The following is a 14,907-nucleotide window of genomic DNA, read 5'->3' on the forward strand; positions in this document are numbered from 1 at the left end:
GGTTATAAGTCTTGTTATAGCGGTTGAGTATAAGCGTTAAGTGTTTGAAAGGAATGCAGCAATCAATGGAAGGAATGGGGAATGCAAGTGAGAAATACTCAGGGGAATACGGCCGTTTCTGCCGTATCGAGAAGCCATTTATGGGCAATCAGTTTGCCGATTTCGGAGTAAGAGCCTATGTCTAATGTTCGTTATATCAGTAATTTAACTCGTGAAACCTATGCGTTGATTTTAGCTGGTGGGCGCGGGTCTCGCTTGCATGAACTCACGGATTGGCGTGCTAAACCGGCGCTGTATTTCGGTGGTAAGTTTCGTATTATCGATTTTCCGCTGTCTAACTGCATCAACTCAGGTATTCGCCGTGTGGGTGTGGTCACTCAGTACAAGTCGCATTCCTTGATCCGCCATGTGATGCGCGGTTGGGGCCATTTTAAAAAGGAGCTCGGCGAGTCGGTGGAGATTTTACCCGCCTCACAACGCTATTCGGAAAACTGGTATCAAGGCACCGCCGATGCGGTATTCCAAAACATCGACATCATTCGCCATGAGCTGCCTAAATACGTAATGGTGTTGTCGGGCGATCACGTGTATCGCATGGATTATGCGGGGTTATTAGCCGCCCATGCCGAGTCGGGTGCAGATATGACAGTCTCATGCCTTGAGGTGCCTATTGCCGAAGCGGCGGGTTCGTTTGGAGTGATGGAAGTCGACGACGAGATGCGCATCTTAGGCTTTGAAGAAAAGCCGCTGCAGCCTAAACATTCTCCGGGCAATCCTGAAATGTGTTTAGCATCTATGGGCAACTATGTGTTTAACACTGAGTTTTTGTTTGACCAGCTCAAGAAAGATGCCCTAAACGAAAGCTCAGATCGGGATTTTGGTAAGGATATTATTCCTGCGATCATCGAAAAACATAATGTGTTCGCCTATCCCTTTAAGAGCGCTTTCCCGAACGAGCAAGCCTATTGGCGCGATGTGGGGACGCTAGACTCTTTCTGGCAAGCGAATATGGAGCTGTTATCGCCCACGCCAGCACTGAATTTGTACGATGCCAAATGGCCAATTTGGACTTTCCAAGAACAATTGCCACCCGCTAAATTTGTGTTTGATGACGATGACAGACGCGGTATGGCGCTGGACTCGATTGTTTCGGGCGGTTGTATTATTTCGGGTGCGACCGTGCGCCGTAGCGTATTGTTTAACGAAGTGCGCGTGTGTTCTTATTCGTTGGTTGAAGATTCTGTGGTGCTACCCGATGTGGTCGTGCTGCGCCATTGCAAAATCAAGAATGCGATACTCGACCGTGGCTGCATTATTCCCGAAGGCATGGTAATAGGCTATAACCATGATCACGACAGAGCTAAAGGCTTTAGGGTGTCGGAAAAAGGCGTCACCTTAGTGACCCGTGACATGCTAGGTTTACCAGTGGGCTATGAATAGCGGTTGCAATTCATCTTTTTAGTCGCCAAGCATAATGAGCACAAACGGCTTAGGAACGGGCTTAAGCACAAGCTTTAAGTACGGGCATTAAGTTAAGTGTTTAGATTAAGCCCTTAGATTTAGCGCTTAGGTACAGTCAGCTTATTAATAAGCCGCTGAAATGAAGTAGCGGGAGTATCCAATTAATTGAAACAACGCATTTTAATGGTCGCGGCTGAAAACGGTGCCCTTGCGGGCGCCAAGGTTGGCGGTATGGCGGATGTGATCCGTGATTTACCCGACGCTTTGGCGGGTGTGGATTTGTGCGCCGATGTGATTATGCCAAGCTATGGCTTTTTGACTGCGGTCGCGAATCAACCCCAAGATTTGGGTGAGTTAACCGTGGCCTTTGGTGGCCGATTGGAGCGGGTGCATGTGTTTGCCATGCCCCATCCTCAAGTGCCAGAGGCGATGATTTATCTGCTCGAACATGCATTATGGCAATCCGTACCTGGGCAAATTTATAGCCAAGGCAGCGCCGAGCGTCCTTTTGCCGACGATGCAACTAAGTTTGCTTTCCTTTGCGCGAGTGTCGCCACGGCATTAGCTACGGGCCGAGTGCCAATGCCAGCTGTGCTGCATTTACATGACTGGCATGCGGGCTGCTTAGCCATGCTTAGGGCGTTTGTGCCTGAGTTCAGTGCTCTCAAAGAAATTGAGTGTGTGTTCTCCATCCACAATTTGGCGCTGCAGGGGATACGCCCCTTAAGCCAAGACTCGTCATCGTTTGCGGCATGGTTTCCCGAGCTATTTGCGTCTTTAACGCAGGGGCAAAAACAGCTGATCACCGATCCCCGTTATCCCCACTGCGTTAACCCAATGCGCATGGGGATAGTGCTGAGCGATAAAGTGCATTTAGTCTCACCCAGTTACGCCAAAGAAGTGTTGCAGCCCTCCAAACCTGAAGCGGGATTCTTTGGTGGCGAAGGGTTAGAGCATGACTTACAGCTCAAGGCCAATGATGGCAAAGTGGTGGGGATTTTAAATGGCTGTGTCTATTCGTCAGTATCGGATTTACCCGCTAAGCCACCTGCGCGTATTCAAGAACCCGAGTTCAAGCAATTGCTCAGTGCGATTGAAACTGCGTTAGTGCAATGGCAGGGACATCAAGCGCAAGTGAGCGGCGTGGACATGATTGCCTTTGCGCGCACGCAAGCCCATTGGCGCCAAGCGATGGCGGAGCAAGTACCGAGCCTGTTACTCACTTCGGTAGGCCGTTTGACCGATCAAAAAGTCTTACTGCTGCGCCATCAATTGCCCTCGGGCTTATCTGTGCTTGAGACCTTGCTTAAAGCGTTGAAGCAGATAAAACCGACGGCGCTATTTATTTTACTCGGCAGCGGCGATGTATCCATTGCTAAGTCCTTCCAAGCGTTAGGGGCTAAATACGATAACCTATTATTTTTGCAGGGATATAACGAGGCTTTATCCGAAGCGCTGTATCAGCATGGCGATCTCTTCTTGATGCCAAGCTCCTTTGAGCCCTGTGGCATCAGCCAAATGCTCGCGATGCGCGCCGGACAGCCTTGCTTAGTGCATGGTGTGGGCGGATTGAAGGATACCGTTGAGGATGGCGTGACCGGCTTTGCTTTTAACGGCAATAGCTTAGACGAGCAAGCCGAAGCGTTTTTGCAAAGGTTGATGCAAGCCATTGCTTGTTTCGAGGGGAAAACATGGTCAAAGGTGCGTGTGGCGGCCATGGCACAGCGTTTTGACTGGCATTCCATTGCTGAACAATATCGTCAACAACTCTATTGCAAAGTGTGATGCAGCAGATACAAAGTGTGATGTGGCAAAAGGAATTAACGCATGATTTCTAAGTGATTCTGCTACACTAGTGAGGGGAATGTTAAAATTGTATCAAGCCCCCTCATTTATTGGAGTCGCTCCCTGAGTCATGGATAAAGGTATTCTCTTTCCGTTAGTGCAAAATGCGGCTTTGCTGCTGGCGTTGGTCTTTTTGTACGACGTGATCCCTAAAAAGCATCAGCGGCAGTATTTCTTACTGTGGCGTATCATTATTGGGATGCTCATCGGTGGTATTGGTATCACCATCATGAGCACGCCTTGGATATATCAACCGGGCGTTTTTTTCGATACTCGCTCGGTTATCCTCTGTATTTCAGGCCTCTTTTTCGGTGGTTTGCCGACCTTTATTGCTGTGGTGATGACGGCGCTATATCGCATCAGTATTGGTGGCGCGGGGATGTGGATTGGCGTCGGCGTGATAGTGTCATCCGGGTTAATTGGGGTGATCTGGCGTCAATATCGTAAATCCTATTTAGCGAACATTTCAGGTAGAGAAATCTTTCTCTTTGCCTATGCAGTCCATATCGTTATGTTGTTGTGGTTCGTATTTTTACCCAATGGCATCGGAATGCCCTTGCTCGAACAAGTCACCCTACCTGTGCTCACCATTTTCCCCATTGCGACTTGGCTACTGAGCCGCCTGCTGTCACGGCGTTTTGAGTTAGAACGTGATGAACAAATTCGCTTGCAGGATGATTTCCTATTTCGTAGCCAATTTAACGTCGGCAACATTGGTATTGCGATAACGGGGATTGACCAAAAGTGGATAAAGGTGAATCCACGTTTATGCCAAATGCTCAAATATTCAGAGGCTGAATTGCTGCGGATGACGTGGGCGCAAATTACCCATCCCGATGATTTAGAAAGCGATGCGCTGCAATTTGAGCTCATGCTGCAAGGCGATATTGATAATTACGAGATGGATAAACGTTTTATCGTTAAAGACGGCAGTGTGGTTTATACCCATATGACAGTGGCCTGCAAGCGCGGTGGTAGTAATACTGCGCTGCTGGTGATTGCCGGATATCTGGATATCACCTCACAGGCCTTAGCCGACCAAGAGGTGCTTGCTAGTCGTGAACAACTCGAACTGGTGTTGAGCAGTAGCGATCTTGGGGTATGGGATTGGGATATTCGTCATGATCGTATCGAACGTAACGCTCGCAGCGCCGATATTCTCGGCTGCGATGTGGATATGCTCAACGCTAACAGTCGCCAATGGATGGACGCAATCGTCGCCGAAGACAGACCTAAAGTGCTGCATTCGATTGAGGCCCATATTCGCGGCGAAACGGCGCAGCATAAGATGGAATATCGTCTAAATACACTCAATCGCAAAGTGCGCTGGATTTTAGACACGGGTAAAGTAGTGAGCCGTGACGCAAACAACAATGCCCTGCGGATGTGCGGAACCTATACCGATATTACCGACGCAAAACTAATCGAAGAATCATTGAAATTGTCGGCGCTGGTATACGACAACAGCTCTGAAGCCATGAGTGTACTCGATGAAAAGGGCGTGATCATTACCGTTAATGCCGCCTTTAGTGTGATGACCGGCTATCGTGAATTTGAAGTACGGGATCAACATATTCGGCTGCTTTATTGCGACCTCAATGGCCGTGATTTTTACACCAAAATGAACAATGAGATCCGTGAAAAGGGCCAATGGCAAGGGGAAATGTGGCAGCGGCGTAAAAATGGTGAGGAATATGTCATCTGGTTAACCATCAATACCATCAATGACAAAGAAGGCCATCCCTATCGGCGGGTGGCGCTGTTTTCTGACATTACCGACAAGAAGCAAAATGAGCATCTTATCTGGAAGCAAGCCAACTACGATACGCTGACGGGCTTGCCCAATCGGCGCATGTTATTGGAGTATTTAAGCAGCGAAGTGAAAAACGCTGACCGCAATCGCAACCACTTTGCCTTATTGTTCTTGGACTTAGATTTCTTTAAAGAAGTGAATGACACCTTAGGCCATGCCATGGGCGATTTACTGTTGATAGAAACTGCGAGCCGCTTGAAATCCTGCGTGCGTGATGCCGACGTCGTGGCCCGTCTTGGCGGCGATGAATTTACTGTAGTGTTAAGTTCGATGGAAGATCATAAGGGCATTGAGCGCGTTGCCGAGAATATTCTGCGGCGAATTGCCGAGCCCTATGTGCTGGGTGAGGAAACGGCTTACATCAGCGCCAGTATTGGAATAACTTTGTATCCCGATGATTCGACCAGTATTGAAGGCTTACTTAAGCATGCGGATCAGGCGATGTATGCGGCGAAAGATCAAGGCCGCAATCGTTTCAACTATTTCACCCCATCGATGCAGGAATACGCCAAATACCGCATGCGCTTGATCCAAGATTTGCGTCAAGCGGTCGTGAATAAAGAATTTGAACTGCATTATCAGCCGATTGTTGCTTTAGCGACGGGGGAAGTGACTAAGGCCGAAGCCTTAATCCGCTGGCACCATGCAGAGCGTGGCGCTGTGTCACCCGCCGAGTTTATTCCGGTGGCGGAAGACACGGGTTTGATAGTTGAAATCGGTAATTGGGTGTTTGAGCAAGCCGCGCGTCAAAGTGCGGCGTGGCGCCACGAGTTAGGGGTTGAAATCCAAATCAGCGTCAACAAGTCCCCAATCCAATTTCGCGATGAAGGCACGCTGCTCAATGATTGGTTGAAGTTATTGCAAGATCTCAATATCACAGGCGCGGGCGTGTGCGTTGAAATTACCGAGGGCTTGCTATTGGACGCCAGTATGGGCGTGACCGAAAAACTACTGGCCTACCGCGATGCGGGGGTGCAAGTGTCGCTGGACGATTTTGGTACTGGCTACTCGTCACTCGCCTATCTGAAAAAGTTTGATATCGACTATCTTAAAATCGATCAATCTTTTACCCGCCATATTGATACCGATTCAAACGATCAAATTCTCTGTGAGGCGATAATAGTAATGGCCCACAAATTGGGAATGAAGGTGATTGCCGAAGGTGTCGAAACCGAGGCGCAGCGCCAAGTGTTGTTGGCAGCAGGTTGTGACTACGGCCAAGGTTACTTGTTCTCAAGACCTGTGCCTGCCGCTGAATTCACCCAAAAATACCTGCAAGCTTCGCCTTTAGTTTCCCGTGTCTAAGAGGATATTGACCGCGGGATGATAATTGCCTATAAAAACGCCGCGGATTTTGCTAGACTCCGCGGCCCCGCGTTGGGGCATTGAGTATCACCTCGCATCAAAGTTTTACTACTTAGCTAAAGAGTCCCTATGAAATTTGAAACACTCGGTTTATCTTCTCCTATTTTGAATGCGATAACTGAGTGTGGCTATCAGCAACTCACTCAAGTGCAAGAGAAAGTGATCCCGCTTGCCTTTGAAGGCAAAGACATTATGGCCTGCGCCCAAACGGGTACAGGTAAGACGGCTTCCTTTGCTCTGCCTGTACTTGAAAAGCTGGCGGCTGAGTCTTTAACAAATGACAGCAATGATAAACCGATTTTACGTGCGTTGGTGATGACTCCCACCCGCGAACTTGCGATCCAAGTCTGCGAAAACATCCAGAAATACAGCCAGTTCCTGCCACTGAAAACCTTAGCGGTTTACGGCGGCGCCAACATGAATCCCCAGCGTAAAGGGGTAGAGCAGGGCGTTGATATTTTGGTGGCAACTCCTGGTCGCTTATTCGATATTATCGGCCAATTCCAGTTAGATTTGTCGAGCGTCACTACCTTAGTGATCGACGAAGCCGACCGCATGTTAGACATGGGCTTTGTGCGCGACATTGAAAAAGTGAAACGCTTAATTGCGCCGCAGCATCAAACCATGTTGTTTTCAGCCACATATAGCGATGCAGTCAAACAACTCGCCGAGAAAATGCTGAATGAACCTCAGTGGGTGAATGTTGCCGATACGACAACGGCTTCCACAGTAGTGCAGGAAGTGTATCGCGTTGATAAACGTCGTAAAGCAGAGCTGTTGTCAGAACTCGTTGGCCGCAACAATTGGCGCCAAGTACTGGTGTTTGCCAGCACGAAAGAAAGCGCCGAGCATTTATTGCAAGAATTAAAGCTCGATGGCATAGCCGCAGGCGTGTTCCATGGTGATAAAACTCAAGGCGCCCGTAATCGGGTGTTAGAAGAGTTTAAAGCCAGTAAATTACGGGTGCTGGTGGCAACCGATGTGGCTGCACGTGGGTTAGACATTCAAGCCTTGCCTATGGTGATCAACCTTGAATTACCTTTCCTCGCCGAAGATTATATCCATCGTATTGGTCGTACAGGCCGTGCAGGATTAACTGGCCGCGCGATTTCGTTCGTGTCACCTTCTGACGATGAAATGCTCGCTGAAATTGAAGCCTTGATTGAGCAAAAACTGCCTGTGTCGGTACAACCGGGTTATGAAGAAGGCACGCCTTTACCTGCCCGCTACCGTGATGCGCCAGCCGCACCAATTAAGCCGATTGGAAAGTGGAGCCATAAGGCGCCGCAGGATCGCACTATTGGTCAGTCTCGTCAGGGTAAGTACGCTAAAGGTAAAGCGCAGGACAGCAAAGTCGGTGGCGATAAATCCTCTAGCCGTGCTAAGCCTGCGTCAGGCTCAGGTAAGCCGTTTAATGCGACTAAACCTAAGTCGAATTTGGTGAGCAATAAGTCAGGTTTTGGTTCTCGCGCAAATAAGTCTAAATAAGTTAAGTCTAAATAAGTTAAGGCAAAATAAGCTAAGCCCAACAATCAAGGCTAATAAGCGCCAAGCGTCTGTTAGCCTCGCTGTTTGACGGTTGCCTAGTTGGTTAAATAGCTTGTCGCCATTCTAAAAGCGCATCCTCACCGATGCGCTTTTTGTTGAGCTTCAAAGCCAATACTTCTACACTCGAGCGCCAAGCTTTCTATTCGAGCGAGTTTCCTTATGATTATCAAAGCGATTCCCACCAATATCATCACAGGTTTTTTAGGCGTAGGTAAAACCTCTTTGATTAAACAATTGCTGGCGACTAAACCCGCGGATGAGATTTGGGCTGTGCTGGTCAATGAGTTTGGTGAGGTCGGCATTGATGCGGGGTTACTGAACTCCTCCGATAACGGCATACAAATTCGTGAGGTGGCGGGTGGCTGTATGTGCTGCGCCGCGGGCGTACCGACGCAAGTGGCGATCAATCAGTTGATTGCGAAAGCGAAACCTGACCGCTTACTGATAGAACCGACTGGGCTTGGGCATCCGAATGAGATCATTAAAGTATTGAGTGCGCCCCATTATCAGAATGTGATTTCACTGCGCAGTACTTTATGTTTGGTGGACGCGCGTAAAATCCACGATCCCCGCTATCGCGAACATGCAAACTTCATCCAACAGCTGCAAGTGGCCGATGTGATTATCGCGACAAAGTCAGATTTATATGATGCCGAAAATACCAAGTTACTCTATGAGTTACAGACCTATTTAAGCCATATCGAACGCACTGATATTCCTGTGGTGAGCCACACTAACCAGCAACCTTTACCTAGCGCGCTACTGGATTATTTAAACCAACCAAGGCGCGTGTCACTCAATATGAGCAGTAATGGTGGCATAGTCCCTAAGCTAGGTAATCTTATAACGACTGCTCCTAGCTTGTTCCGCACGGGTGGTTCGCGTTTGAGTGAGCTAAGCCTCTTTGCCGAAGGTGCAATCGAAGTCGCACTCGAATTTGATGCACGCGGCATAGTGCGCAAGCAGAATCAAGGCGAAGGCTGTTTTAGCTGTGGCTGGGTGTTTGATCCAAGGCAAGAGTTTGATTTCGATAAATTAATGGCATTTATTCAGCGCCACACTCAGTTATCAGATGTCGGGCAAGTGTTGCTGAGATTAAAGGCCGTGATGATCACCTCTGAGGGCATCGCCGGATTTAACTGGATTGATCATGAGTTTACTGTGGTTGAACTCGATGACAGCTTAGATTCCAGACTAGAGATGATTACCATGGACGAAGTCAATTGGGACGAGATTGAGCAGCAGTTGCTCGCCTGTCTTTGCTAACTTCTAACGATTAACTGCTCACTGGCTTTCCCATCGCCCTTTATTACACATGTGAGCATAGGTCAGGCGGGTGCTAATAAAGTTGCAGCGGTCGTACATGAAGGAACAGTCGTGCATGATCAATAGCGTAGGCTCAGTAAGGCAAGGTTACGCGATATTTTTGGCCGAGTGTCGTGAACGTGCCATTTTGGATCATCTCATCGAAAAAGCTGTCGAACCTATGTCTTAAGGGATCAAATTTCGCCTGTTTCGGAAATGCCATAAAACCCTCTTGAACATCGATTATCGGCGTGATTGGGGTAATTGCCTTAGGGATTTTGATTTGGGCGAGCACAGCATCGGTATTACGGCTGTTTGTGGCGAGTAAATCTAAATCACCCCGAGAGAGGCGTTCTATCCCGCTTTTAATATCGACAAATTCATTGATGTTCAATGATTTAGTTTGTTCATTAAACGTCGGGCCATAACTCCAACCCTGCATCTTACCAATCCGTTGACCTTTAATGCTGGCATAGTCGCCATTCCAGATTATTTCATGGCCTACACGGGCATAGAACACCATGTTATCGCGGTAAAACGCTTTCGTCGCAAAAGCCAAGTTCGCTTCACGCTCTGGGGTATCGTAGGGACCAATAAGAATATCCGCTTGGCCACGTTCGACCATAGAAATGGCGCGGCGCCAAGGGGTAATTTGATAGTGAATGTTCACACTTTGCTGCTGGGCGAAGCGATTTAAAATATCGACACCTAAGCCGGTATATTCGCCATTGGGCTGTAGTTCGAAAATTTGGTTGAAACTCGCACCCACCGCGAGCAGGTCTTTAGCCTGCGCAGTCAAGCAAAGGCTGCTGAGCGCCAAAAGGACGACTTGTGCAAAGGCTTTGCTGAGTATCATGGCATTCCTTGTGTGGTTTGAATGCGGGAACTTAAGGCACGGTATCTTGTAAAAACGGCGATATCGTTAGGGCATTCACTGAAGTAAAGGTTAGCAAATTTTACCCTGATTGGGGCGCACGTTAACATTTTAATGTTTTGAGATAAACGCAAGATTATTTTTCATACGCTGAATCGCAAGGGCATTAAGCCGTTGTTCTTCAATTGATACATCATCCTATCCTTCAGACTGTTTAATGATACCAGTCGTATTAAATATCTGTTCATTCAGCGGGAGTTCAACGCGCTTTAGACAAGGCGAAGGCTTGAAGGCATAGTGGTGCTCTGTCTAAAGCCTTGAACGCAGTATAAAGCGCATTGAAACCCGCCCTTCGGGAGCCACACAGGCATCCCACTCCCGTGTTGCATTGGCTTAAAAGGGAATGACCATTTCTGCGCCAATGCGCCTTGGATTGAAATGCTTGTGAGGCTCTGAACTGATTAGATATTTAATGTGATTGGTATTTCGCCTAAAGGTGTCAATTTGTATCGCTTGCGGGTGAGGATGAGAAATGTATTTTAGCTATGCGTTTAAATCAGTTAAGGCCGAATAAAGGGGATTGCGGTATGCTCTGCCATTAATTAATTGATTGATACGCCAACGCTAGGCGGCCTATTTGAGCGGGATGTTATGAAGCTGCAGGAAATAGATAAAACCTTGTACCGTAAAAACATGAATTTATTCATCGTAATTTTAGTTGTTAGCTTAGTCGTGCTGTCACTGATTTTTGGAGCTGGGTTGATTGCGCTGTTTGGTGCGACGCCTGTGCCGGGTGAGCCTACAGGTAATTTCCATTTGAATCTCTTAGGGGTGATTTTCAGTCTGGGTCTGTGTAGCGCAGTGATTTACAACTTGAAGGACAAACCCTTCTTCAGCGAAATTTATTATGTGTGGCAATTGAAGCAGCTCCATAATCGTATCTATCGCAAGTTGATTAAGATTAAAGCCGCAGCGGCGCAAAATGATGTGAATGCTTTGATTATACTGCTGTTTTATTACACGAGTTTAAGGCAAGTGTATGAACTCGATGACAATACGCTGACCTTGCCAGCGCTGACTCAAGATCTCAATCGTTTGAATGCACAAATCGAGAGCTTAGGTTTATTGCTGTCGCCTGAACAATTTACGCCTGATCTGCTGACGCGTCCTTTTTGATACTGACAAGGCAAGATGAAGATCGCTCCTCACCTTGCCCTTATCTAGCCCTTATCTAGCCCTTATCTTGTCTTTATCGCCCTTACCCCGAATGAGGTCAGCGAGTCCCACTTAGGCGGCTTGCTGGGCTCTTTGCAGTGTGAGTAACCACTTACCATAGATAAAAATCCCCACCGCTGAGATAGTCCCTATGGCGGCGATGATATACCACGCCATGCCAATGTTATGGCTGTGGTACAGCAGTTGGGTGAGATCCTGGGCGCTTTCACCTGTGTAGCTCACCAAAGTAGTAAAGGCTTCACCTTGGGGAATGGCGTTAACCTCAGTGCTGTTCATGCCGCGATCTAGCAATAAATCCCGCGAAAACAGTTCCTTCGATGCATAAATCTCATAGAGTTTAGGGCCAAAGTAGCCTTCTAATCCCCAGCCGATCCCTTGGGGTAACATCACAAAGCCCAAGTACATGGCTTTTTTACCTTCGGGCGCTATGTTGCCCATAAACTCATTTTTCTTCGGGCTAATCATCATTTCGCCAATGGAGAACATCGCAATGGCGAGCACGATAAACCAAGCCGCATGGAAGGCGCCGATAAACACAAAGGCCAAAATACTCAGCAAACAACCAACAAACATGGCGGTAGTGATGCGGTATTTAGCCGTCAGTGCGGCGACGATAAAACAGCAGGTCATGATCAGGCCCGCATTAAGGTTGAGCATGCCTTCTGGCATCACCTTAGTGCCTTCGTTATTGAGGCCAAGCCAAAATTGCAGAATGCCGTTACTGGTGCCTTCGCTGCCAAAGAGGGACGTGACGATTACACTGGTATCGACCCATTCGGAAATATGGATAGGCAACACATCGAATAGGGCATTGAACAGGAACCAAAAGCCTGAAAATACCAACATGTAGTAGATCACTATCGGTTTTTTCAGCTCACGCCAAGCATCGCGCCACAGGGCTTCTTGTTTGACTTCACCCGACTTGATTTGTTTATTACGCTCTAGTCGCTCGGCTTTACCAGGCTCTGTATAAGTCAGTAAAAATAAGAAGTTGAGCGAGATAATCGCGGCGCAGGCGAAAAACACATTGTCCCACGACAATTGGCGCATATGTACGGCCACTAACGGCCCGAGGAAACCGCCAATGTTGACGACTTGGTAAAAAATACCCCAAGCCATAGAGGTATTATTGCGATTGGTGGACAGCACTAAGGTGCCTTGAATGCCCGGTTTAAATATCCCTGTGCCGATGGCAAGGAGTAATGCGCCAGCAAGGAACCCCCAAAAACTGGGAAAGAATGCCATCACCAGATAGCCAAAAATTTTAATGATGGTGGAGCCAAAGATGGTTTCTTTGTAGCCGACGCGGTCAGACATGCCGCCGGTGAACACGGGCACAAAGGTTTGCATGATCGCCCACAGGGAAATAATAATGCCGTAGTCGCTTAGGCTGATCCCAATGCCGCCCGCAGACTCAGGCGCTTTAGCGTACAGCCCCGCACTGGCTTTGACGCCGTAGTAGGCGATACGCTCGACTAACTCCATCCCGCCGACCAGCCAAAACACATAACCTAAGCTAGTAATGGAGGCCCACATACCGAGCTGTTTGACTTCCCGCAGGTCGTTGCCTGCATTTGGACTATTCTGACTCATGTCCTTCCCTTATTATTGTTATTGAATTTATTATTAATTAAGCCATTAATTATCAATATCTTAAATTTTTATAGTTAATCATTTCATCTTGCTAAAATACGCGAATAGGCTTGCTTGAGCTGATACTTTACCTAATTCGGCCTTAAACACCAAAAAAGTAGCAAAAAATGATGAGTTAGCCTACATCTGTTATTGGACTGTGCTCGGTTTGTCATTTGACTGAAATTGGACTGTGTAGACTTAAGTCATTGTGATGATTAATCTTTGTGGTTACATATTCATACTTAACTTGCTTTGAGTTACGGCTGATTTTAGGTACAATCCATTGTCGCATTTTTGTTCACCCGATCATTTTTCTAAATAGATACGACTCTTGCCCCCTTTTTTGTGAGAAACGCTAATGACAGCAATAACATCTAATCATGCTCCTGCGGATATGAGCCTGCTCGAGGAGCCGATTGCGAAGCTTTTTTGGCGCTATACCATACCCACCATTGCCTCTATGTTGGTGACGGGCGTCTATGTGACGATTGATGGCATCTTCGTTGGCCACTATTTGGGTGAAACTGGGCTGGCGGGGATGATGTTAGCCTATCCAGTCGGCGCTATTTTGTATGCGATTGGCGCCATGATCGGCATGGGTAGCGCGGCATTAGTGTCGATCAATCTTGGTCAAGGCAATGTGGCTAAGGCCCGTAAATTGCTCGGCAATGCCTTTAGTTTGTGTTTATTAGCGGGGGCCATTTTTGCCCTCATTGGTGGGGTATTCTCGCGGGATATTTTGATCGCCCTCGGGGCGCAGGGGGACATTCTCGAAAACGCCAACGAATACCTATTCTGGTATTTTGCCCTATGCCATTTCCCCATTATTTCAATGACCTTCACCACACTGCTGCGTAATGATGGTCGGCCATCCATGGTAACTTGGGTACTGATCTTGGGCGGTGTATTAAACACTTTCTTAGATTGGCTGTTTATTGTGGTCTTCCCCTTTGGTTTAGCGGGCGCTGCGATTGCGACCATGATGTCGCAGGCGGTGACTGGGCTTTTGTGTTTGCAGCACTTTTTCAGTCCTCGGACTCAGTTGAGGATCGACCTTGAGCAGATGAAGCTTAAGCTCGACAATTGCTTGAACATAGCCCGCGTGGGTTTACCCAGCTTTTTGATGAACCTTTATTTGTCGATAGTGTTAACCCTGCATAACACAGCTTTTTTGTGGGTGGGCGGCCCCTTACACGTGGCAGCCTATGGCGTGGTGAGTTACACAGAAGCATTCTTCTATCTGATTTTCGAAGGTATTGCCCTCGGCACACAACCCATTTATAGCTTTAATGCGGGCGCTGGGCGTTTCGATAGGGTTAAGCAAGCACGTAATATTGCCTTTGGTATGACGCTCCTCACCGCTGCTTTTGGTTTAGCGCTGATTTATTCTCGCCCTGAATGGCTAGTGTATTTGTTTGCCGGCGATAATCAGAACCTAACGCCCGTGGCGATTGAAGGGATGCGCTGGTATTTCTGGGGCTTACCGATGGAAGGCTTAATCTTAGTCGGTGCGAGTTTCTTCCAAGCGATTAATTGCTCGAAACAAGCCTCTATGCTGACCGGCGCGAAACTTATCCTGATCGCTGCGATTATCTACTGCTTCGCTTGGATGTTCGGTGTGATTGGTGTGTGGGTATCGCTCGCAACCTGTAGCACTATTCTGACGATATGGATGTTCTACGCCATGAAGCGAGTCGAGGCGCGGCTGCAATAACTCTGTTTTGCTTGGGTCTTGGTTTTGCCTGCTTTTTTGCGTGCGCTGATGACGAGGGAAGAGGGCAAAAGAAGGCGAAAGACGCGGCCAGACAAGCGGTAAGAATAGATA

Annotated in this window: 10 protein-coding genes; 8 read left to right on the plus strand and 2 right to left on the minus strand. The window is 47.9% G+C overall.

From position 1 onward, the window contains the following. The first annotated feature begins 53 nt into the window (after positions 1 to 53). The 6 genes from OX890_RS08195 (at position 54) to OX890_RS08220 (ending at position 9,298) form a co-directional block, all read left to right on the plus strand. Positions 54 to 185, plus strand: coding sequence for a hypothetical protein (locus OX890_RS08195; RefSeq protein WP_268650401.1), 132 nt, complete (start codon positions 54 to 56; stop codon positions 183 to 185). Then, positions 178 to 1,440, plus strand: coding sequence for a glucose-1-phosphate adenylyltransferase (gene glgC / locus OX890_RS08200; RefSeq protein ID WP_006080859.1), 1,263 nt, complete (start codon positions 178 to 180; stop codon positions 1,438 to 1,440). Before OX890_RS08195 ends, glgC begins: the two co-directional genes overlap by 8 nt. A gap of 186 nt (positions 1,441 to 1,626) precedes the next feature. Further along, positions 1,627 to 3,246, plus strand: coding sequence for a glycogen synthase (locus tag OX890_RS08205; protein ID WP_268650402.1), 1,620 nt, complete (start codon positions 1,627 to 1,629; stop codon positions 3,244 to 3,246). Between the two features lie 130 nt (positions 3,247 to 3,376). Further along, complete coding sequence (locus tag OX890_RS08210) at positions 3,377 to 6,424, plus strand: EAL domain-containing protein (RefSeq protein ID WP_268650403.1); 3,048 nt, start codon at positions 3,377 to 3,379, stop codon at positions 6,422 to 6,424. 129 nt (positions 6,425 to 6,553) lie between these two features. Beyond that, a complete protein-coding gene (locus tag OX890_RS08215) occupies positions 6,554 to 7,972 on the plus strand; it encodes a DEAD/DEAH box helicase (RefSeq protein WP_268650404.1) in 1,419 nt (472 codons plus the stop codon). 219 nt (positions 7,973 to 8,191) lie between these two features. Continuing rightward, positions 8,192 to 9,298, plus strand: coding sequence for a CobW family GTP-binding protein (locus OX890_RS08220; protein ID WP_012088655.1), 1,107 nt, complete (start codon positions 8,192 to 8,194; stop codon positions 9,296 to 9,298). A 133-nt stretch (positions 9,299 to 9,431) separates the two neighbouring features. Here the strand turns inward: OX890_RS08220 and OX890_RS08225 are convergent, their stop codons facing one another. Beyond that, positions 9,432 to 10,193, minus strand: a complete 762-nt coding sequence (locus OX890_RS08225) for a substrate-binding periplasmic protein (RefSeq protein ID WP_268650405.1) — start codon at positions 10,191 to 10,193, stop codon at positions 9,432 to 9,434. A gap of 669 nt (positions 10,194 to 10,862) precedes the next feature. Between OX890_RS08225 and OX890_RS08230 the strand changes: the two genes are divergently transcribed. Beyond that, a complete protein-coding gene (locus OX890_RS08230) occupies positions 10,863 to 11,387 on the plus strand; it encodes a DUF3087 domain-containing protein (RefSeq protein ID WP_006085138.1) in 525 nt (174 codons plus the stop codon). Positions 11,388 to 11,498: 111 nt separating this feature from the next. Here the strand turns inward: OX890_RS08230 and OX890_RS08235 are convergent, their stop codons facing one another. Next, a complete protein-coding gene (locus OX890_RS08235) occupies positions 11,499 to 13,040 on the minus strand; it encodes an MFS transporter (RefSeq protein WP_268650406.1) in 1,542 nt (513 codons plus the stop codon). A gap of 400 nt (positions 13,041 to 13,440) precedes the next feature. On the opposite strand from OX890_RS08235, the gene OX890_RS08240 reads away from it, so the two are divergent. Next, positions 13,441 to 14,796, plus strand: coding sequence for an MATE family efflux transporter (locus OX890_RS08240; protein ID WP_268650407.1), 1,356 nt, complete (start codon positions 13,441 to 13,443; stop codon positions 14,794 to 14,796). Positions 14,797 to 14,907: the final 111 nt, after the last annotated feature.

The sequence above is a fragment of the Shewanella sp. DAU305 genome, from assembly GCF_026802235.1.
Lineage (GTDB): Bacteria > Pseudomonadota > Gammaproteobacteria > Enterobacterales > Shewanellaceae > Shewanella > Shewanella baltica.

Coding starts and splice junctions, on each gene's coding strand:
- OX890_RS08195 (WP_268650401.1), top strand. CDS start 54: ATGCAGCAATCAATGGAAGGAATGGGGAATGCAAGTGAGAAATACTCA.
- OX890_RS08215 (WP_268650404.1), top strand. CDS start 6,554: ATGAAATTTGAAACACTCGGTTTATCTTCTCCTATTTTGAATGCGATA.
- OX890_RS08220 (WP_012088655.1), top strand. CDS start 8,192: ATGATTATCAAAGCGATTCCCACCAATATCATCACAGGTTTTTTAGGC.
- OX890_RS08230 (WP_006085138.1), top strand. CDS start 10,863: ATGAAGCTGCAGGAAATAGATAAAACCTTGTACCGTAAAAACATGAAT.
- OX890_RS08235 (WP_268650406.1), bottom strand. CDS start 13,040: ATGAGTCAGAATAGTCCAAATGCAGGCAACGACCTGCGGGAAGTCAAA.
- OX890_RS08210 (WP_268650403.1), top strand. CDS start 3,377: ATGGATAAAGGTATTCTCTTTCCGTTAGTGCAAAATGCGGCTTTGCTG.
- glgC (WP_006080859.1), top strand. CDS start 178: ATGTCTAATGTTCGTTATATCAGTAATTTAACTCGTGAAACCTATGCG.
- OX890_RS08225 (WP_268650405.1), bottom strand. CDS start 10,193: ATGATACTCAGCAAAGCCTTTGCACAAGTCGTCCTTTTGGCGCTCAGC.
- OX890_RS08240 (WP_268650407.1), top strand. CDS start 13,441: ATGACAGCAATAACATCTAATCATGCTCCTGCGGATATGAGCCTGCTC.